Origin of the sequence: Desulfatibacillum aliphaticivorans DSM 15576 (assembly GCF_000429905.1) — a bacterium.
Classification (GTDB): Bacteria; Desulfobacterota; Desulfobacteria; order Desulfobacterales; family Desulfatibacillaceae; genus Desulfatibacillum; species Desulfatibacillum aliphaticivorans.
Genome location: NZ_AUCT01000007.1, coordinates 225,590 through 246,047 on the forward strand (window position 1 = coordinate 225,590; position 20,458 = coordinate 246,047).

The 20,458-nt window shown below is 55.9% G+C and carries 17 protein-coding genes; 3 read left to right on the forward strand and 14 right to left on the reverse strand.

The window, feature by feature from the left end:
* Positions 1-12: 12 nt before the first annotated feature.
* The 7 genes from acsC to gatB all read right to left on the reverse strand — a co-directional run bounded on the left by acsC (position 13) and on the right by gatB (position 11,857).
* Positions 13-1,353: an acetyl-CoA decarbonylase/synthase complex subunit gamma gene (gene acsC, locus G491_RS0108425; RefSeq protein WP_028314286.1), complete on the reverse strand. Its 1,341-nt coding sequence runs from the start codon at positions 1,351-1,353 to the stop codon at positions 13-15.
* Between the two features lie 100 nt (positions 1,354-1,453).
* Positions 1,454-3,664, reverse strand: a complete 2,211-nt coding sequence (gene acsB / locus G491_RS0108430) for an acetyl-CoA decarbonylase/synthase complex subunit alpha/beta (protein WP_028314287.1) — start codon at positions 3,662-3,664, stop codon at positions 1,454-1,456.
* Between the two features lie 41 nt (positions 3,665-3,705).
* A complete protein-coding gene (gene cooS, locus G491_RS0108435; RefSeq protein ID WP_028314288.1) occupies positions 3,706-5,727 on the reverse strand; it encodes an anaerobic carbon-monoxide dehydrogenase catalytic subunit in 2,022 nt (673 codons plus the stop codon).
* Between the two features lie 85 nt (positions 5,728-5,812).
* Positions 5,813-7,363 carry an acetyl-CoA decarbonylase/synthase complex subunit delta gene (locus tag G491_RS0108440; RefSeq protein ID WP_028314289.1) on the reverse strand — a complete coding sequence of 517 codons (1,551 nt, stop codon included), beginning with the start codon at positions 7,361-7,363 and terminating at the stop codon, positions 5,813-5,815.
* Between the two features lie 352 nt (positions 7,364-7,715).
* Positions 7,716-9,677, reverse strand: coding sequence for an ASKHA domain-containing protein (locus tag G491_RS0108450; protein WP_012609822.1), 1,962 nt, complete (start codon positions 9,675-9,677; stop codon positions 7,716-7,718).
* Between the two features lie 39 nt (positions 9,678-9,716).
* Positions 9,717-10,427, reverse strand: coding sequence for a radical SAM protein (locus tag G491_RS0108455; RefSeq protein ID WP_028314290.1), 711 nt, complete (start codon positions 10,425-10,427; stop codon positions 9,717-9,719).
* On the reverse strand, positions 10,427-11,857 hold the full coding sequence (gene gatB, locus G491_RS0108460) for an Asp-tRNA(Asn)/Glu-tRNA(Gln) amidotransferase subunit GatB (protein ID WP_028314291.1): 1,431 nt from the start codon (positions 11,855-11,857) through the stop codon (positions 10,427-10,429). The genes G491_RS0108455 and gatB overlap by 1 nt, the downstream gene beginning before the upstream one ends.
* A 243-nt stretch (positions 11,858-12,100) precedes the next feature.
* Here gatB and G491_RS0108470 point away from each other — a divergent pair, with 243 nt between their 5' ends.
* The 3 genes from G491_RS0108470 to G491_RS0108480 all read left to right on the forward strand — a co-directional run bounded on the left by G491_RS0108470 (position 12,101) and on the right by G491_RS0108480 (position 14,279).
* Positions 12,101-12,286, forward strand: a complete 186-nt coding sequence (locus G491_RS0108470) for a DUF2065 domain-containing protein (RefSeq protein ID WP_012609819.1) — start codon at positions 12,101-12,103, stop codon at positions 12,284-12,286.
* Complete coding sequence (gene hflX / locus G491_RS0108475) at positions 12,283-13,917, forward strand: GTPase HflX (RefSeq protein ID WP_012609818.1); 1,635 nt, start codon at positions 12,283-12,285, stop codon at positions 13,915-13,917. The genes G491_RS0108470 and hflX overlap by 4 nt, the downstream gene beginning before the upstream one ends.
* Before the next feature lie 116 nt (positions 13,918-14,033).
* Positions 14,034-14,279, forward strand: coding sequence for a hypothetical protein (locus G491_RS0108480; RefSeq protein WP_012609817.1), 246 nt, complete (start codon positions 14,034-14,036; stop codon positions 14,277-14,279).
* Positions 14,280-14,300: 21 nt separating this feature from the next.
* Here G491_RS0108480 and G491_RS0108485 read toward each other — a convergent pair whose 3' ends face one another.
* The 7 genes from G491_RS0108485 to fliE all read right to left on the reverse strand — a co-directional run bounded on the left by G491_RS0108485 (position 14,301) and on the right by fliE (position 20,414).
* Complete coding sequence (locus tag G491_RS0108485) at positions 14,301-14,909, reverse strand: MotE family protein (RefSeq protein WP_028314292.1); 609 nt, start codon at positions 14,907-14,909, stop codon at positions 14,301-14,303.
* Positions 14,910-14,911: 2 nt separating this feature from the next.
* Complete coding sequence (fliJ, locus tag G491_RS0108490; RefSeq protein WP_028314293.1) at positions 14,912-15,361, reverse strand: flagellar export protein FliJ; 450 nt, start codon at positions 15,359-15,361, stop codon at positions 14,912-14,914.
* A gap of 98 nt (positions 15,362-15,459) precedes the next feature.
* On the reverse strand, positions 15,460-16,788 hold the full coding sequence (locus G491_RS0108495; RefSeq protein WP_012609814.1) for a FliI/YscN family ATPase: 1,329 nt from the start codon (positions 16,786-16,788) through the stop codon (positions 15,460-15,462).
* Positions 16,789-16,799: 11 nt separating this feature from the next.
* Entirely contained in the window at positions 16,800-17,489 is a 690-nt protein-coding gene (locus G491_RS0108500) for a FliH/SctL family protein (protein WP_028314294.1), read from the reverse strand.
* Positions 17,490-17,517: 28 nt separating this feature from the next.
* Positions 17,518-18,537: a flagellar motor switch protein FliG gene (gene fliG / locus G491_RS0108505; protein WP_035218194.1), complete on the reverse strand. Its 1,020-nt coding sequence runs from the start codon at positions 18,535-18,537 to the stop codon at positions 17,518-17,520.
* Positions 18,534-20,096, reverse strand: a complete 1,563-nt coding sequence (fliF, locus tag G491_RS33580) for a flagellar basal-body MS-ring/collar protein FliF (RefSeq protein ID WP_012609811.1) — start codon at positions 20,094-20,096, stop codon at positions 18,534-18,536. The genes fliG and fliF overlap by 4 nt, the downstream gene beginning before the upstream one ends.
* A 27-nt stretch (positions 20,097-20,123) precedes the next feature.
* Complete coding sequence (gene fliE, locus G491_RS0108515; RefSeq protein ID WP_012609810.1) at positions 20,124-20,414, reverse strand: flagellar hook-basal body complex protein FliE; 291 nt, start codon at positions 20,412-20,414, stop codon at positions 20,124-20,126.
* Positions 20,415-20,458: the final 44 nt, after the last annotated feature.

The window sequence follows — 20,458 nt, forward strand, 5'->3', positions numbered from 1 at the left end:
AATCGCCTCCCTTTACCTATTTTTTAAGAAGCCCGGAATATGAGCTGCTTCGCGGGGGCCGACAGTGATGGTCCAGCCCGGCAGTTCTTCTTCCACGTCGCCGGCGATTGCGGCAGCGTATCCCGGAATGATGAGTTCTTGATGCTTGACTTTGTCCATGATTCCGCATTTCTTCACGAACATGCCCACATCGTCGCCGGCAAATTTTCCAGCGGCCCAAGCGGTCAGAACGGACAGACCTTCGGAGTCTTTGATCAGCAGCCAGCAAGGCACCTTGGACCCTTCAATTTCGCCGGAGACGATGAAGTAGGTCAGTGCAAAGTTGGTGGTGACCAGGACGGGGGAATTTTCGTCGGGGTTGTTGATCTCGTAGATTCCCTCGGTAACGATCATGGGGCGTTGCGGGTCGGTGAAGATGTTCAACCTTTCCAGCAGCAAGGGGAAGATGCTCTCGCCCTTGAGTTCGCTCAAGACCACCATTCCGCCGTATTTGGCGATGAAGGTGGCGGCGAACATGGTTTCCACGGCCAGGTTGTCAGCCATTTCGCAGGGGAAGGTGATCGTGGGGAAGCCCAAGCTCCGGTTGCCGGATTTGAGGGCCGCCCTGCGGATAGTCACCTGATCTTCGAAAGCCTTCTTGATTTCGCGAGCGCCGGAATCGATGACGATGTCCTTGATGCCCATGCCGGTCAACTTGTCGGTCAGAGCGATCAGGGCTTCCGCGCCGTCGGCCTTCACGCCGATGGGCAGGCCCATATCATTGGCCAGAGCGCCCATAGCATCGACGTTGTCTGCGTTAGCGCCGCAGAGCAAAGGCCTCTTGGCGGCGCAGGCTTCGGCGCCGGCCTTCATCACGTCAGCATTTTCGGTGAGAAGAACAACGCAGAATTCGGAAGTCTCGGCGATGGTCTTGGCTACTTTAGCGAAAGCAGCGGCGTCGCCGTTGACGTCTTTAACAGCCAGGTATTCGGGGCGCAGGTTCAGACCAACGCGCTCATACTGGAATGCATTGTATTCCTTAAGCATTTTTTCCAGGTCAGCGTCCGCGATGTCCGAAGCAACCAGGGCGCCCAAGGCTGTGGGATTATAAAAGGTCTTTTCATGACGATACAGGACTGTTTCACCGCCCACGGTAAAAGCGCGCACGCCGTTACCAATTTTGACAGGCCTGATGGGGGGAGCAGAGGCTTCCGCCAATTGTTCCCGGGCTTCGTCGGAAACGTAAGGGCACTGGTCCAGTTCCGCCTTTCCGGATGCCAGGTTCATGGCAAAGGCAAGACATGTGGGGACGCCGCATTCCTTACAGTTTGTTTTCGGAAGCAGTTTGAAAATCTGAATTCCGGTTAATGCCATTTTAGTCTCCTTTTTCTATCTTAGAAACGGCTTGGCTGCGGGAGGGCCCTGCAGGAAGGCCCTCCCGTTCTATTAAGCCGCACGTAAAGGCTCGGCGCCCTTATCCAACAATGGGGTCCATTTCAAGGGCGGGATGGCCGACCTTTTGGAGGAATTCGTACACTTCCTCTTCGGTGGTTCCCACAGTCTCATCTGCAATCATATCGTAGAAGTTGGGGATTCCAATTTCTTCACCGCGCTTGATGAGTCTGTCCTTGATTTCTTCCTTGAATATTTTGGGCATCCATACGAGACGTTTGATGCCGCCGTCGCCCGCGATGAACTTCCTCTGGGTCACGTTGTATTTGGAGTGACCCACGAAGCCCGGGGAGGAAGCGCCGCCGCCCATGACGCCAGCCAGGGTGGTGAACTTCATGCCGCAGGGGGTTTCGCCCATGTAGTCACGGTTGACCGTCATGATGCCGTTGCACATAGGCAGCATGGCCGCGATAGCTTCGCAGCAACCGCAGGTGGTCATGGGATCGTAAACCATGGAGTAGAAGTTGTAATGGGTGACGTTGCCGCGGGAGGCTTTGTATACGAAATCGTTGACGCCTTTCCACTGGCCCAGGACAGGATCCAGGCACTCGCCCTTTTCAATGGGCTGATTGGGGCCGGTGGGGTTGATTTCGAAAGAAGCCTTGCAGTCCATCCAGTTGTAAGCGCCGCACAGGCCGGTACGTTCCGGGGAGACGGTGCAAACGTGGTTGGGAGCAAAGGACTGGCACAGGGTGCAGGAGTAGTAGGTCTCGACGGATTCGTCGGTCATCTTCTCCACGCGCTCATCGCGCATCTTGTACTCAGCGCGGGCTGTGGCAGTCAGTTTGTCCACGTCTTCTTTTTTGGTGTACAGGGTGACTTCCACCTTGTCAGCGATCTTGGTGAAGTCCTGATGGAACTTGGCATGGAGAACCTTGCCGATGTGCTCCAGGGAGAAGCCCTTTTCCACGGCGGCCTTGCTCACGCGGACCCACGCGATGTCGCGCTGTCCGATATGCATGATGCCCTGGATGTAGTTGGTCAGATGGTGGATCTGACGTTCCAGGATGGGCTCAAAGTCCGCCTGGAATTCGCGGCCTGCAACCTGGACGAAAATCGCCAGGGGGTAGGCTTTGCCTTCTTCGCAGTCCTTGATGTCGGGACCGACGACGGTGACTTTACCGTCTTCGATTTCGTTCATCTCGGCCATCTTCACCAACTCGGTGCACTGTTCCTTGGCGCCGAACTGGCAGTACAGGTCGTCCTTGCGAACGCGCTCGCCCTCGAAGGCCGGGCCGTAGGACAAGGGGATGTCGATCTCGGAAACCGTGACCTTGAGGCCGCGGGTTTCGATGGATTTCTGCACGATCTCGTCGTGGGAAACGTTGCCCACAACGTGCTCGTAAGTACAGATGCCCGTGGGAAGGATTTCGGGGATGTCGGTGTCGGCGATGGTGGGGAAGCCCCAGTTGACGCAGCCGGCGGCCGCGACAGCCCATTCCGCGTTAACGTCGCCAAGGGCGTTGACGAAAGCGAAAATCCTGTCCTTATTGTAAAGCAGCATACGTTTGTAATCACCGGCTTCGATGCCGCCGAAAGCCATGGCTGCGCGGTTGGCGAAACCAAGGGCGAAAATGGCGGAAGAAATATCGGGGCCGAAGGGCACGATACGGGTGTTCCAGCCGATCTGCACGCCAGCTTCAATAAGCTGTTCTGCACAGGTGGTGCCATTCTGGTTGGCGGCCAGGAAGATGTACAGGTTTCTCTTCTGATAATCTTCTATGATGTCCTTGGCGATTTCCGGTGTGGGTGCGGCGCCGACGATGGCGGCGAAGCCCGGAGCGGAACCATCCACGAATTCCACGCCCCTTTTACGGAACACGGTGTCGTCGGCGGCGCCCAGCCAGATTTTACCGGCGTCCAGGTCCACTTCTTCCTGAGGCAGGTAGAAGTCGGGCTCCCTGACGTAACGGAGAGCTTCCTGAATTTCAAAAGCAAACAGGGCAGCCATACCAGCGTCCAGCAGGGGGCCGAGGTAAGGAAGATGGTTCACCCTCTTGACGTGGGCGGGCAGAAGATTCCTGGCGATTTCCAGGGGTTTCTGCATATCTTCAATGGTCTGCACCTTGATTCCGGTCAAGGAGTAGATAACGGGCAGATAGTAGGCGGTGTTCGGAAATTCCACCTTGGTGGAAGCATCGTAGGTCGCCAGAGCCTGCTTGAGCTCACCTTCTGCTTTAGAAACGATATTGTAGCCGCCTTGAATAGCAGCGAAAGCAACCAGCTTAGACATATTCTTTCCTCCTTCGTTGAGGATTTGTGGTTCTTTTTAACTTAGGCGACGTCCAGCTTCTGCCTGTCAGCCATGTCCATCAGGACCCTTTCCCTTGCCTTGTCAATGCCAAGAGCAGCGCGCTTCTTGTCAATGTGGGCGATCATCTTGTGAGCGTGCTTGATCGGATCAGGCTCGAAATCCCACATGCCGCCGTACATTTTCTCGAAATCCTCGAAGAGGTATTTCTGGAAGACGGGAGCGCCGGAAGTCGGGAAGGTGGTTCCAAACACAGTGTAAATGCCGGAAGCAACCACATAATGACCAATGGAGATGGCCTTTTCACTCATCCATTCAGGAGCGGAGCCAGCGGCTGGAACGTCGCAGAGATCCTTGCCCAAGCCGCCGGCTTTCACAACTTCAGCGGCTGCCAGGAGGATGCGGCTGTTGTCAACGCAGGAGCCCACATGCAGGACAGGCGGGATGCCGACGGTTTCACAGACTTCCGCCAGACCGGGGCCGCAGAACACCTGAGCAGTCTCAGGGGTCAGGAGGCCTTCCATGCCGCAAGCAATGGCGTTGCAGCCGGTGGTCAGAACGATAACGTCGTTCTTGATGAGTTCTTTGACAACGGTGATGTGGTCGTAATTGTGGCGGGTGCGGACGTTGTTGCAGCCAACGACGGCGCCGATGCCGCGGATACGGCCGTTGATGATGTTGTCGTTCAGGGTGTAGTAAGAGCCGCGGAAAGAACCGCCCAGGTGATATTCGATGGATTCCACGCCAAAACCGGCGATGACCGGATTTTTGTGCTGCGGAATTACAACGTCTTCACCGCGGTTGGCAAAGTTGTCGATGGCCATCTTGACGATTTTTGTGGCGTCTTCTACAGCATGATGTTCATCAAATTCAATGTGGATGACATTGTCCTGCTCCATCTTGGCGATGGGATGGGTGGTGATGAGCTTGGTATGGAAGCACTTGGCTACGTTAGCCAGGTTCTGCATGATGCACTGGATGTCAACGACCATTGCGTCGCAGGCGCCGGTGATGATGGCCAATTCCTGTTGCAGGAAGGTGCCGCAAAGGGGCACGCCGTGGCGTTGCAGAATTTCGTTGGCCGTGCAGCAGATGCCGGAGAGCTGAATGCCCTTGGCGCCAGCTTTTTTCGCGTAGTCGATCATTTCCTGACCCTGGGCCACTGCCACGATGATTTCGGACAGAACAGGCTCATGACCGTGAATAACCAGGTTGACATGGTCTTTCTTCATGACGCCCAGGTTGGCTTCGCTTTGAAGCGGATAAGGCGTGCCGAACAGGACGTCCTGGAGATCGGTGGCCAGCATGGAGCCGCCCCAACCGTCGGCGATGGCGCAACGGGTGCCCTGCTTCATGAGGTTTTTGTAATCCTGGTCCACGCCAATGTGGGTGCGGTGCATGATCTCGACCACTTCGCGGTCGATGTTGCGGGGCAGAACGCCCATTTTCTTCCACAATTCATAACGGGCTTCAGGAGCGCGCTTGCAATACTTGAGCTCGCCTTCGGCCTTGCCCCATTCGTTAATGGCCACTTCGGCCACTTCCAGGGCGATTTCATCGATATCGCGATCCTTCACTTCACCGTCTTCTTCCACGGTAATGGCCACGTCCAGGTAAGGAGCGATCTGGAGAAGTTTCTGGATGTCCTTGATCTGGTAAGTGTCGGTTTCCTTCCGGGCTGCGGAAAGAAAAACCTCGGCAACGCAACGTCCGTGGTCGGAGTGCGCGGAGGCGCCGCCTGCGATCATACGAATGAAGTTACGGGCTGCAATGGTGTTGGGGCTGGCGCCGCAGATGCCCTTACGGGTGTCTTCGCCTTCAATTCCGCCCTTGGGCAGAGGCAGGCGGCAGGGGCCCATGCCGCAATTCTTGCAGCAGATGCCGGTTGCGCCGATGTTACAGGGTTTAAGAGTGACAGCACGATCAAAACAAGTTTCAACGCCCAAATCCTGGGCGCGCTTGATCATTTCCTGAGTTGCGACATCATAAGATGCTGCAACGGGATCAGCCACTTTCGGGGCCTTGGCTTTTTTTTCTTCCGCCATACGAGGTTCCTCCTCATAATTATAAAAAGAATCAATATTATATGCAGCGGCCTGCCATTTTGGTCCAGGCCGTTAAGTCCTTTGCCTATTTCCGCAAATTGGCCCAGTCAATCTTGTCAAGCAGTTTGTCCAGGTTGGTTTTCTGGACCGCAGCGGCTGTGTGGCTGATCTCAACTTCGTGACCTGCGGCTCTTTCAGCGTCGCGTTTTTCCTTCTCTGCAGCGCGTTTGGCGCGAAGATCATTTTCTTCGGTTTCACGGGCGGCCACTTCCTTGGCGCGAGCTTCGGCTTCGGCTTTTGCCTTGGCTTCTGCTTCGGCTTTGGCTTTGGCTTCGGCGTCAGCCTTGGCTTTGGCTTCGGCGGCTTCCTTGGCGGCGGCGTCAGCAGCGGCCTTGGCGGCGGCGTCGGCGGCAGCCTTGGCGGCGGCGGCTTCAGCATCTACTGCAGGAGCGGCGGGAGCAGCCGGAGCGGCTTCAGGAGCCGGAGCAGCTTCAGCCTTGGGAGCGGCGGCCTTGGGAGCAGCAGCCTTGGGAGCGGCGGCCTTGGGAGCCTCTTTCTTGGGAGCGGCTTTCTTGGGAGCCGCTTCCTTTTTGATTTCTTCCATGGTCAGGTCCGGAGCAGGCGCCAGAGCAGCCAGGTCGGCTTCGTAAGCGTCCAACTTCTTGGAGATGCCGGCGATGGAGGATGCGCCGCCGTCCATCAGCAGGTCGATGTAGCCCTTGGCCATGCGAACGGCTTCGGGGTGCCGCATGATCAGAACGTTGCCGCCGGCCAGCAGGTAGGTCACTGCAGCGGTGGCTTCCATCATGATGCCGCGGCTTTCGGGATCGCCCAGAGTGGGGGCTTCGTCGCCGGTCAGTTTGGCTTCTTTACACTTCCACACTTCCTGGCCCAGGTTGTTGACCATGGGCATCTGGAGCTTGTCGTCGCCTTGGGCCAAAGCGGCCATGGTCAAGCGCTCCATAATGGAATAGGAGTATTCCATGCCGTAGCCCAAGCCGCCGGTGGTGGGGTCGATGAGGACCTTGCTCATGGGCATGCCCAGGTTTTCGAGTAGAATGTTAACCTGTTTGGCCAAGTTAACGTCGATGGGAGAAGAGGAAACCACGCTTTGTTTGAAGCCCAGGGCGGCTGCGCCGATGCCCTTGTGGTTCTTATCTTCAACGGGCCCGATGATCAGATCCATGCCCGTGCACTCTTCTGCGACCTTTTTAAGAACTTCTTCGTCCTTAGCAGGATTGGCAACGCCCCAGACCATCAGAGGTACGTCGATTGCTTCGCCAACCGCCTTGACGGTGGCCACTGCGGAAGCAGCGTCAGCATTCTGGTCATTGGGGTCGGTGCTCTTGAGTTGGAGAACGATCATGTCAGCGCCATATTCCTCGACGCATTTCTTAGCCCAAGCTGCAGGGTTGTCAAGAACGTCGGCAAAAGGCGCCTTGACGGCTTCCGGCCATTCCGGGGGAACCATGTCCCACACTTCCATGGCAATAACGGGCTTGTTGGGCATTGCGCCTTCGAACAGATAGAAGGGGTAACAATTTTCCCCTCCGACCTTGACAGCCTTGTCCCCCTTGCCCAGGGTAACTTCCTTAATGCTGCCTGTGTACGATTCTTTGTAAACTTCAAATGCCATTGCATCCTCCTTGAATGCTGCTGTTGATGGTTCCGATGCAAATAACCGCTGCAGCGCCATGGGGCGCTTCGAGTTATTTTATTTGTCTCGGCCTTGCCCGGCCTAACTTCTTTTTAAAAAAATCAAAACCTATATTTGCAAGACCTCCCGGGCCCCCACCCGGGCTGCAGGGCTCATGAAAGCCTTGCGGGCCTTTTGATAAGAATAAACGTTGCCGTATTACCAAATGGAGCATTTTTGTCAATAATAATTCCCAACAAATGCTACTTTTTACCCCGTTGGTCCGATTATTACCCATGCGGGAGCGCTCCATTTTTTTCACGGACGGCGGAAAAAACGGAAAAATATAAAGCTAACTATCTGATTTTCCTTCTCTCCATGCCTGCCGGGCGTCCAAGCGCTCTTTGAGTTTGGGAAACAGGCCCATTTCCGTATGGGGAAGGAACAGAGCCGCCATGTAATGGTCCATGTACGACGGCGTTTCCGAAAGCTCAAAATTGGTCATTTTATTAGTAACATCCACCACATCCTGCCTGAGTTTATTGGTCAGAACTGTCATTCTGGCGCCAAGCAGGGATCCGTTGCCTACAAATGTCACCTTTCCCGGGTCCAGTTCCGGCAAAAGACCGATAGTCATGGCGCTGGACAGATCAATGTAAGATCCAAACCCGCCGGCCAGGATAATTCTGTCCAAGGACTGCATGTCCATGCCCACTTCGTTGAGCAGGGTGTGGCAGCCGGAGTAAATGGCGCCTTTGGCCCGGATCAGGTTGTCAATATCCACTTCCGTGAACACGATGTCCCGATCAATCTGGGTTTCGTCCGCCCAGGCCACCACGTATTCCCAGATGCCGTCTTTTTCCCGAATTCGCTTGGTATCCAGATTCCGGTTGAACTTGCCCTGGTTGTCTATGAGGCCCATTTCGAACATGGAGGCCAGCATGATGATCAGGCCGGAGCCGCAGATGCCCTTGGGCTTGGTGTTGCCTATGGTGAGGCTCATGGGTTCAAAGGTGATGGGATCCAGGGAAAAATCCTCGATGGCGCCCTTGGAAGCCCGCATGCCGTGCTCCACGCCGCCGCCTTCAAAGGCCGGTCCGGCGCTGCAAGCCGCGCACATCATCCAGTCCTTGTTGCCCACCACGATTTCCGCGTTGGTTCCTATGTCAATGAACAAAGTGGTTTCGTCGGTCAGATACATACCCGACCCCATGACGCCGGACACAATGTCCCCTCCCACGTAACTGGAGATGCAGGGATAAACCAGCGCCGTTACATGGGGCGCCAGATTAAGGCCGATATCCTCGGCCTTGATGGGCGGATAAAGCGTGGAGGTCGGGACGTAGGGCGAAAGCCTCAGGTACTTGGTTTTGACCTTGAGCAAAAGCTGGGTCATGGTGGTGTTTCCGGCCAGAGCCACCGCGGATATGTCGTCCACATCGATCTTGGACCGCTTGATCAGCCGTGCGATGATACTATTGATGGTGTCGATGACCGCCTGGTGCAGCTTGTCCAGGCCCCCGGCCTTATCAGCGTACATGATGCGGGTGATCACGTCTTCGCCGAAGCTGATCTGGCGGTTAAACTCCCCGTATTGCGCTAAAATCTCGCCGGTAAGGCAGTTGACCACCTCTCCGTAAACGGTGGTGGTGCCTATGTCGATGGCCAAGGCGAAGTTTCTGTCCGAGGTGTTTCCGGACTGTACATTAATAATGCGCGTTTTGCCGCATTCGCTGCGGACCGGGCGCGCCAGGATGAGAGTAGCTTTAAAGTCATCTTCGCGCAATGCATCCGGCAGCTTGCGCAGCACGGGCAGATTCACTTCCAGGCCGTGCTCATTTTCCTGCATGCGTAGATGATTGATTAAACGGGTCATGTCGCAGACATTATCCCCGAGAGTCGGAGGCGTAAGCTCCAGATACTTTTTCTCCACAGGAGGAATGAACAGACCCTGTTCCTTCAGGTAATCCATATCCATTTCCTGAATCCGGGCGGTCTTCCTGGGAGTGGAAGCCATATTGAGAACCGCTGAATCCACCGAGCTTTCCACGGGAACCAGGACCGTAAGGTCTTCGTTGACCACGGATTTGCAGGCCAGGCGGTAGCCTTTTTCCCAGTCTTCCGGACGGAGCTTCTCCCTGCCTCCTCCTTCTACTTCGCCTTCTTCAATGTGCACCCGGCATTTTCCGCACGCGCCTTCCCCGCCGCAAGATGCATTGATGTGCACCCCCGCCTCCATGGCGGCTCTCAGCAGGATGGTTCCCGGCTCCACCTTGATTTCCTTTTCGTGAGGGAGAAAACGAATTGTGACCATAAGGTATTAACCTCCTTAAACGAACACCGTTTGGGATGTTCACGAAAAAACTGCGTCTGCCGCTCCTTGCAGGCGTTTTATCTCGTCTTCCGTGTAGGGCGTCAGGTCCTTCATGTCCGGGTCCAGGACCTCTCCGGGAACGAATCCATGGAGAGTGAGCCTGGAAAAACCCAATTCTTTGAGTTGCGAAGCCATGAGGAGAATTTCCTGCTCGCCGCAAATGTCAGGCGCCACTGTAGTACGGAGAATCCGGCCTGTCTCCATTTTTTTTATAATAATCAAACTTTCCTTGATTATACTTGCAGGAATGGGGACTCCCGCGGCAATAGAGTAAGGCTCATCTTCAAGCGGCGCTTTAAGATCTAACAAAATCCTATTCAAAATTCCGTCATTTATAACATAGTCCAATAAGTGGGGCTGTGTGCCGTTGGTTTCCACGCACGTCTCCAAGCCCATGTCGCACACTCGACGGAGCAAGTCCGGCAAGCCCCGATGCATGGTGGGTTCGCCCCCTGTAAAGCAAACTGCTTTCAGTTCCGGATGTTTGTTTTTTATGGTTTGAAGTTCGTCAAACAACTCCTCGGGAGAAATAGTTTCTTTGGTCTGCGGCCCCACTACCAATTCGGCGGCATTGCACCACGGACAACGTAAATTACAAAACGCCAAGTAGACGTTTACGCACGGCGCATCCGACCAATGGCCGGATTCTTGGAATTCGACGCCCTTAACGGGGGGATCAAGTGGGTCCACTATTTATCCAATTTCTCCTTAAGCAGTTGGTTGACGGTTTGGGGATTGGCTTTTCCCTTGGTTTTTTTCATGATCTGGCCCACAAAAAATCCCATGAGCTTTTTCTTGCCGCCGCGGTAGGCTTCCGCTTCCTCGGGGCAGGCGTCCAGAACTTCCTGGACCATGCTTTCGATTTCCCCTGAATCGGAGACCTGCACCAGGCCCTTTTCCTTGACAATGGCCTCCGGGTCGCGCTCATCGGTTTCCATGCACTCGAAAACCGTTTTGGCGATCTTGCCGGAGATGACGCCGTCCTTGATGAGTTTGAGCAAGGCGGCCAGGCGCTGGGCGCTGATGGGCGATTCCGTCACGCTGATGCCTTTGGCGTTCAGCAAGGCGGCCAGGGCGCCCGTCACCCAGTTGCAAACCTGTTTTGGATCGTTGAAGATTTCCACGCACGCTTCGTAATAATCGGCCATTTCCCGGGCGCTTGTCAGGAACACGGCGTCGTCCTGGGCCAGCCCGTATTGCTCCAAAAAGCGGGCTTTGCGCTCTTCGGGCAGCTCAGGCAAAAGCCCCCTGACCTGCTCAATCCATGCTTCGTCAATGACCAAAGGAACCAGGTCGGGATCCGGAAAGTAGCGGTAATCGTGGGCTTCTTCCTTGCCGCGCATGGAGAAAGTGCGATTTTTTTCGGCGTCCCACAGGCGGGTTTCCTGAATCACTTCCCCGCCCTCTTCCACCAGCGTGGACTGGCGGTCGATTTCGTAAGCGATGGCCCTTTCCACGTTGCGGAAAGAGTTCATGTTCTTGATTTCCGCCCGGGTGCCGAACTCTTCCTGGCCCCTGGGGCGCACGCTCACGTTGGCGTCGCACCGGAAAGAGCCTTCCTCCATGTTGCCGTCGCAGATGTCCAGATACCGCAAAATGGCGTGAAGCTGCTTGAGGTAAGCCGAAGCCTCCCAAGGCGATCTCATGTCCGGCTCGCTGACGATTTCGATCAAGGGCGTGCCGGTGCGGTTCAGGTCCACCCGGGATACGGGGCGATGGGAGTCGTGGGTCAGCTTGCCTGCATCCTCTTCCATATGGATTCGGGTGATGCCGATCTTCTTTCTGCCCTGGTCCGTATCCACCATCAAGTGGCCGTGTTCGGCGATGGGCAGTTCGTACTGGGAAATCTGATACCCCTTGGGCAGGTCGGGGTAGAAATAGTTCTTGCGGGCGAACCTGCTGTAAGGAGAAATGGAGCATTGGGTGGCCAGAGCCATGCGCATGGCGTAATCCACCACCCTTTTATTGAGGACGGGCAGCGATCCCGGCATACCCAGGCACACAGGGCATGTGTGGGTATTGGGGGAAGCGCCGAAGGCTGTGGAACAGCCGCAAAAAATCTTGGATTCGGTCTTTAGTTGCGCATGCACTTCCAGTCCGATCACCGCCTCAAATTCCATGGTAAATGTCTCCGCTTTTTCAGTTCGCCAAATTATCAAACAGGGATCATACAACAAGCCAAACACTAATGTACATTGCCAATGCCTTTTTTAGTTCAACCACCGAGGATGTCAAGCATGGATTGCAGCTTATCACCCATGTAAAGCAAATTGTTTTGACAAACGGAGGCGTCGCGATTAGTTTCCCAAAACAATGGACGCCGCTTGGCGAAACAGCCTCCGATAATTAAAAGAAAGGGTTTCATGAAATTCCTGCTCTGCGTTCTGGGAGTCGCCATGTTCATAGAAGGCGTTCCCTGGTTCGCCAATCCTGAAAAATACCGGGAGTTTTTACTTCAACTAACTGAAATGCCTCCGGCCAATCTTCGCAAAATGGGCCTGGCTTTAATGGCGGGAGGCTTGCTTTTGGCCTACTTAGGAAGAATGTGAAAAAGGTATACGGATATACCAAAGGGTTGAAAACCGCCCAGTTGAAGCATTTGGAAAAATTCTACAACAGGAAGGTTGCGCCCGATTTGATCGTTTCTCAGGAGTTGGCCCTGGACATGGGCAGGCTGTCTGCGGAAATCCGCCGGCAGATCGGCATTCTGGTGGACAGGCTGGGAAGAATCCGGTTTGTGATGGTGGGGGACGGCGTCCAGATCAACATCCCCAGCCTCCACGACTACCGGGCCGCCATGGGGCGCCTGAACGGCCTGCGCCTAATCCACACCCACCTGAAAAACGAGCCCCTGACCGACGATGACCTGACGGACCTCGCCTTATTGCGGCTGGACCTCATCACCGCCGTAACTCTCGACGAAACGGGCGCGCCCCATCGTTTCCACGCTGCGCACCTGATCCCGAGCAAGCCCGGCGAAACGCCGTATGAAGTATTGCCCCCCATGGATCCCGGCTCCCGGGATATCAGCTTTCGAGCCTTTGTCAGGGAACTGGAGGCGGAGCTTGTCCGTTCCTCGGGGGTGACCAAGTCCCAGAAGCAGCAGGCCAGCGCTTTTTTGGTGAGCGTCACCAACGCCCCCAGGCGCGAGGCTACGGATTCCATGACGGAGTTGAAGGAGCTCTGCCGGACCAACGACATCTTTGTGGCTGCGGAAATGATTCAATACCGGACCAGAATGGACGCCCGGTTTCTTATGGGCAAGGGCAAAATCCGCGAGCTGACCATTGCGGCCATGCAATACGGCGTGGACATCGTCATCTTCGATCAGGATCTGAACCCCTCCCAGATTCAAGCCATAACCAATCAGGTGGAACTGCCGGTCATTGACCGCACTCAGCTTATCCTGGACATCTTCGCCCAACGGGCCATGACGTCCGAAGGCAAGCTCCAGGTGGAACTGGCCCAGTTGAAATACATGCTGCCCAGGCTGCTCGGCCGGGGCACGGCCATGTCGCGCCTCATGGGCGGCATTGGCGGCCGCGGTCCCGGGGAAACCAAGCTGGAGGTGGACCGCCGCCGGGTGCGGGAGCGTATCACCCGCTTGGAAAAGTCCCTGAAAAACGTCTCCAAACGCAGGCAGACGCAAAAATCCGCCAGGGAACGTAAAGGGCTGCCCATCGTTTCCATCGTGGGCTACACCAACGCGGGAAAATCCACTCTGTTGAACACCCTGACCCAGGCGGAAGTATTGGCGGAAAGCAAGCTGTTCGCCACCCTGGACCCAACAAGCCGGCGCTTGCGCTTTCCCGAAGACAAGGAAATCATCATCACCGACACCGTGGGGTTTATCCGGGATCTGCCCAAGGATCTGGTGACCGCCTTCGCCGCCACCCTGGAGGAATTGAAAAGCGCCGACCTTTTGCTTCACGTCATCGACGCCAGCAACCCCAGAATGGCCGAGCAGGTGGAGTCGGTGGACAAAATCCTGGAGGACATCGGGGTATCGGCCATCCCCACCATCCGCGTTTTGAACAAGGCCGACAAGGTGGAGCCGGAGGAAATGGAACGATTGTGCAGGAGCCTTGAAGGGATGCCCATCAGCGCTCTGGACCGCCCCAGCCTGAGGCCATTAACCGAAACCATCATCGAAAGACTATTTGCGGAGAGCTCTGAGTAAAAAAACGGTATAAATGAATTGACCAGAAGACAGTTTATTGATAACCTGAATCATTTGCAGGAACGCTGCACCGCACTCTGGACGCCACAAGTCCATTAGAAAGACCGGGAAATTTGATGACCAACGGGATCAGGAACCTCCCCAGCGTCTACCAACCAAGAACGACGCCCAGAATTGAACCAGCTAAGCGGCTGAACAACAGAGAACCGGACTCTTCGCGCTCCGACCGTTCCCCCCGATCCTTTCGTTCTGAAAAAGCCAACGAAAACCCCATTCCCCTGCGTCTTGTGGAAATCCGCTCCCACGAAGCAACCTATGCGGATCCCGCCGGTAAAGGCCGGATTGTCGATCTTTTTGCATAATTTCTATGAAACCCCCACTCATTACCGGCTCGTCAGCTTTTCGCCGATCTCCGCGGCCTTGGCAGGATCCAATTCCGGCAGGATGGAGGCGACTTTGTCGCTTTTCATCTTGGAGAAGAGTTTGACCACCAGGTCAATTTCCAGCTTGTCGATCATGGGAGCGCTCTTTTTAGCCGGCATTTCGGATAGTATTTTGATAAGGTGCTTCTCCCGCGCATTAAAGGCCCCTTCCAGTTGCTCCAACTGGGCGTAGATTTCTTTTTGGATGGCTTCCAATTCCGCGATCTTTCCTTCCACTTCCGTACGAAGGAGCTCCAATTCCTTACGCTCCCTTTCCAGCTTGTGGGCTTCCATTTCCTGGGGAGTCAAGGCCATATTGGAATCTTCAGCAGCGGCTTCGCCCTCGCCCATGGCGGCGGCTGGAGCCGTAGAGTCCCGCCCCCCTTGATTGGGTTGATCAGCGGCGGCGGCTTCCTCCGCCGGAGTTTGAGCCATGGCCATGCTGGGCTCCAGGTTGACTTTCAGGTCGGGCTGGGCCATGAGCACCAGGGATATCCCAAGTTTGGCCAGGATGATCGCCGCAACCAGAATAAAAATGGGGGCGCCTTTGAGATTGCGCTTATTTTTCATGATTACAACCGCTCCTGCGTGGATCTGTGGAGGCTGGCCATTTCGTCCGTCTCCTTTTGCTCCATCCTGCCGGTTTCCAGCTTATACTGAGTAAAGCGTTCCTCCCGGAGGAGTTCCATGGATTTCCGGCTGGCCGATGCTTGCACCAGCTCCTGCCTGCGTTTTTCCACAACGCCTTTTAAGCGCGCTTCGTTTTCCACAGCCCGCATGGTCTGGGCTTTCAGTCCTCGAATATGGTCCGCGTGCATCCTGAACTCATTTTCCCACATTCCTTTTTCCAGACCTGCATCCCAATTCCGCTGAGCGCTTATTTCCTGCAGCCTTGACTGCTCCAAAAACGCCTGGGCTTCCTGGAGTGCGGCCAGGGCTTTGGCCAACTCCATTTGGGCTGTACGTTCCTTGTATTTGCGGAGCTTCAAAACCGGCTCCAGGCGAAATTGAAACTTTTTCATTCAGGGGGCCTTTCAAACAGACCTTATAAATCCTGCTGCGTAAAACCGTGTTCGTGCGATTAACTCTTTCAAGTTTCCTGCCAACATGTCTCATTCGGCTATTTTTTTGCAGCTTTTTCCACCGTGCCGAACAAGGCGGTCAGTTGTTGCACGCATTCCTCGTACGAAACCCCTTCCATCATGTCCTGGCGCAAAAACTGCTTCATCTTGCCAATCATGGACTTGGCGTAGTCCACGTCGGGGTCGCTGCCGTCCACATAAGCGCCGATGGAAATGAGGTCCTCCACGTTCTGGTAGGCGGCCAAAACCTCGCGAAACCGCTGGGCCATACGGGTGTGTTCGCCGGATACAGTGGCGCGCATGACGCGGCTGACCGATGCCAGCACGTCCACTGCCGGATAATGCCCCTGATTGGCCAGCTTGCGGGAAAGGACGATGTGTCCGTCCACAATGGATCGCACGGCGTCGCCCACGGGGTCGTTCATGTCGTCCCCCTCCACCAAAACCGTGTAAATGCCCGTGATGCTGCCCTTGCCCTGCACGCTGCCGGCGCGCTCCAGCAACTTGGGCAGTTTGACGAAAAAGGAAGGCGTGTAGCCCTTCACCGTGGGAGGCTCTCCCGCGGCCAGGCCCACGTCCCGGGAGGACATGGCGAAGCGGGTGACGGAGTCCATCATAAGGATGACGTTTTTGCCCTGATCCCGAAAATACTCGGCCAGGGTGGTGGCCAGGTAAGCCCCGCGCATGCGCACGAGGGGGGAGGTGTCGGAGGTGGCGGCCACCACAATGGATCGGCCCATGCCGTCCGGCCCCAGGATTTCGTCCACAAAATCCTTTACCTCCCTGCCCCGCTCTCCAATCAGGGCCACGATGCACACGTCCGAAGCCATGTGGCGGCTGATCATGCCCATGAGCACGCTTTTTCCCACGCCGGAGCCGGCCATGATGGCCACCCGCTGTCCCTGCCCCACGGTGATGAATGAGTTGATCACCCGGACGCCCACGTCGGAGACCTGATTGACGGACCTGCGATGCAGGGCGTTTACCACGTCTGCATATAGGGGATACATGTCCGTGGCGGCTATGGGGCCTTTATCGTCCATGGGCTGGCCCAGGCCGTCGATGACCCTGCCGAGATACGCGTCGCCCACGGGCGCCAGGGGCTGCTGCTGGCGAGGCACAATGCGGCACCCTAGCTGGATGCCCTGCATCTCGCCGTAAGGCATGAGGAGCATGCGTTTTTCCTTGAATCCCACCACTTCGGCCGGAATGCGCCTGCCTTGGGTGGTCACAAGGTCGCATACGGCGCCCACGCTCATCTGAGGGCCGTAGCCCTCCACGATCAAGCCCACCACCTGATCCACCTTGCCTTCCGGCAACACGGGCTGGGAGATTTGAATCGCTTCCTGATATGCTGAAAAATCCATGAAGACGCGCCTTATCGCCTGGAGTAGTAAATGTCCATAATAGCCTGGGAGACCTTGTCCAGGCGGGACTCGATGCTGGCGTCCACCTCTCCGAAATCGGAGCTGACAATGCAGCCGCCTTTTTCCACGGAGGAGTCGGGCACGATGTTGATGGAGCGAAGGGATGCGACCTTTTCAAAAAATTCCGGCCTCATTTCATCTAGGAACTCAAAATCCGAAGGGTCTACGCGAACGGTCACCTCCTGCCAGTCCGAGACCACGGAGAGGGCTTCCATGACTGCATTTTTGACGGTTTCAGGCTCCAGGTCCACCTGAGCCTTGATCACCTTGGCTGCAATGGCCGACACCAGGGATAGAATTTCCTTTTCGTGTTTTTGGACGAATGTTTCGTGATAGGAATCCAGGTCCCGGGAAATCTGTTCAATGCGGTCCAGGATTTTTTCCAGCTTCATGGACCCTATTTCCTGCCCGTCCTTCTCCCCTTGCTTAAAGCCCTGCTCATAGGCTTCCCGCTCTACTTCCTCGGCATGCTTGCGGGCTTCCTCCAGGATTTCCTGGGCTTGTTGATGGAATTGCTCCAGATCAGGCTCAGCCTGTTCTTCGCGCCCCTCATCCTCAGGCATGGCATGCCGGGGAGGCTTGGCAGGCTTGGGGGGCTCGGGTCTGGCCAGTTCATTCAACAAAAAAGGCTGATATTGCATACTTTTCTCTTGTTTCGGATTATCCATATCAGACCAGGACATCCTCGGAGCCGCGGGCTATAACCACCTTGCCCTCGGCCTCCAACTGCCGTGCAATGCGAATGACGCCCTGTTGGGCGGCTTCCACTTCGGCCAGACGCGTGGGGCCCATGACTTCCATGTCTTCCCGCAGCATTTCCGCAGCGCGTTGGGAAAGGTTTCCGAAAACCTTGTCCTTCATGGCCTCGGAGGCGGATTTGAGGGCCACAACCAATTCGCTGGTGTCCACCTGCTTGAGGATCTCGCGCATGCCCTTGTCGTCCACCTTGAGCAAATCTTCGAACACGAACATGAGCTGGCGGACCTTCTCCGCAATCTCGGTGCGCTCTTCTTCCATGGTGGTCATGACGGTTTCTTCCGTAGCCTTATCCACCTCGTTGAGGATATTGGCCAGGGCTTCGGCGCCGCCGATCTCCCTGCCGCCGGAATCGGAAATGGTGAGAACCTCCTTTTGCAGGGAGGAATCCACCTCGTGGATAATTTCTATGGGAACCTGATTGATGTCGGCAACGCGCATGGCGATGTCGGCCTGCACTTCCTTGGGCATGCCGGCAAGTACGGAAGCGGCCTGGCCGGGCTTCATATGGGCCAGGACCAGCGCCACCGTCTGGGGATGCTCGCCGGAAAGAATGCGGATGAGGGCCTGGGGATCGATTTTTTCAATATAAGCAAAGGGCTCTTCCCTTTCCTCGGCGTCCAGATCCTGAAAAATCTCTTTGATCGTGAGTTCGTCAAAGGTGGAATGCACCACCTTTTTCACGAACTGGTCGCCCTGAATCATCAACTCGTCCTTGCGCTCGACTTTATCCACGAATTCCTCGTAGACCTTGGTCAGCACGCTGGAGGGAACGAACTGGATTTCCCGCATGTAGTTGGCGATTCGATTGACTTCCTTGGGGGCCATGTTTTTCATAACCTTGGAGGCGTAGTCCTCGCCCATGGCCAGAAGAAAAATAGCCGCTTTTTCAGGACCTGTCAGTTTTTCAGGATCTAATGTCTTGCCGCTCATTGCTCCACCTCTCCCAACCAGCCTCTAACAAGCTGCTCCGCTTTTTCAAACTCGTCGAGCGCAAGCTGCCTGGCCCGCAACGAAATGTCAATTTCCTCCGGGGCCTCGGGCAGGAGAGCCATTTCTTGATGCTCCAGGGCCTGAGTTTCTTCCTTTTCAGGTTCGGGCGGCTTGACGCTTTTGAGGATGGGCCGCACCACAAACACGAAGGTAAGGAGCATAAGCAGGGTCAGCAAGGCCCACTTGCCGTACATGTTCAGGTATTTTGTTATGGCGCTGGGAGCTTCGGCTGCGGCCATGTCCGCCCCTGGCAAGGATGTAAACTGGAAGGAAGAGACCGTCACCTGATCTTCCCGGTCTTCGGAATAGCCCATGGCGTTCTTGACAATGCCTTCAAACTGCTTGAGTTCTTCGGCGGTTCTGGGAACGAACTGGGCGGTGCTGACTCCGTCCTGATTTTCAACGGTTTTGTATGTGCCGTCCAGGACGGCGGCGACGGACAATCGGGTGATTGTGGGCAGCACTTTGGTGACGCGCCTCTGAACCCGGTTGATTTCGTTGTTGGTGACTTCATCCTGCTTTTGGGTGCGAGACTGCCCCAAGGCGGCCCCGCTGGCCATTCCAGGCTGGTTATTCATGGTATTGACCGTGGCCCCGCCGGGAGTTTCCTTAACTGTGTCCTCCGTGCGCTTTTGCTGGCTGCGGACAACCACGGAATCGGGATCGTAGGTCTCTTCCGAATATTCCTCCTGGTCGAAATCCATTTCAGCGCGAACGCGCACAATGGCTTTGCCCGGGCCGACTATCTGCTCCAGCATGGATTGGACGTGCTTGGCAAGACGGTCTTCGGTCTGCTGCTGCATTTCCAGACGATTGTTAGCCGCCAGAGCGGCGTCGTCCCCTTCGCCGGCGCCCTTGAACCAGACCTTGCCGGTGGTGTCGACCACGGTTACCTGCTCGGTTCCCAGGCCCTCCACTGCATTGGCCACCAGATTGACTATGCCGCTGACCTGTCCGGAGGATAAGGGACGGACGAGATCCAGCAGAACGGAAGCCGTGGCCGGGGATGTGGTTTCCACAAACACCGTATCCTTGGCGGGAACGATGAGCACCTTGGCGGAGCGGACTTCGTTGAACTGCCCGATCGTCCGGGACAACTCGCCTTGCAGGGCGCGTTGGTAATTCAGCTTCTGAACGAATTCGGTGGTGGAAAAGCTGGACTCGTCAAAAATTTCAAAGCCCACGCTTCCGCCTTTGGGAAGCCCCTCGGCAGCCAGGGAAAGACGCAATTCATACACCTGCTCTCCGGGAACCAAGACTGCGGTTCCGCCCTGAGCGAGCTGATAGGGGATCCTCTGCTCCTGGAGCTTGGACACGATTTTCCCCGCATCCTCCTGGCTCAACTGGGAAAACAAGACCTGGTACTCGGGGGTTCCGGCCCAGAAAAACATGGCCGCAAAAGCTGCGACCAAACCGGCCAGGACCACCACCAGGGCGATTCTGCGCCCCGGAGTCATGGACTGGAATATTTGCGCTATCCGCTGAAGAAGATCGTTCATTTAAACCGTGCTTATCCGTAAGAGAGATTAAAAGGGCATGCGCATGATTTCGCGATAGGCGTCTAATGCTTTATTACGCACCTGCAGGAGAAAACGTATGTTGATGTCCGCTTCCTGCAGGGCGATCATGGCTTCGTGAATGCCGGTCTTGCCGTCCAGGTTTTGGACCACCGTATCGTCGGCCTTGATCTGGGATTCGTTCACGGAATCGACCATCTTTTTCAAAACAGACCCGAACGAACCGTCCTCTCCGGCCGCCGCTTTTTTTACTTCCTGGGCGATTACGCTTTGGCCCCCTACTCCGGTTACTCCGTTCATAACTTGCTCCTATGCTTGTCCGGCCCGTTGCAGGCCGAAAATTT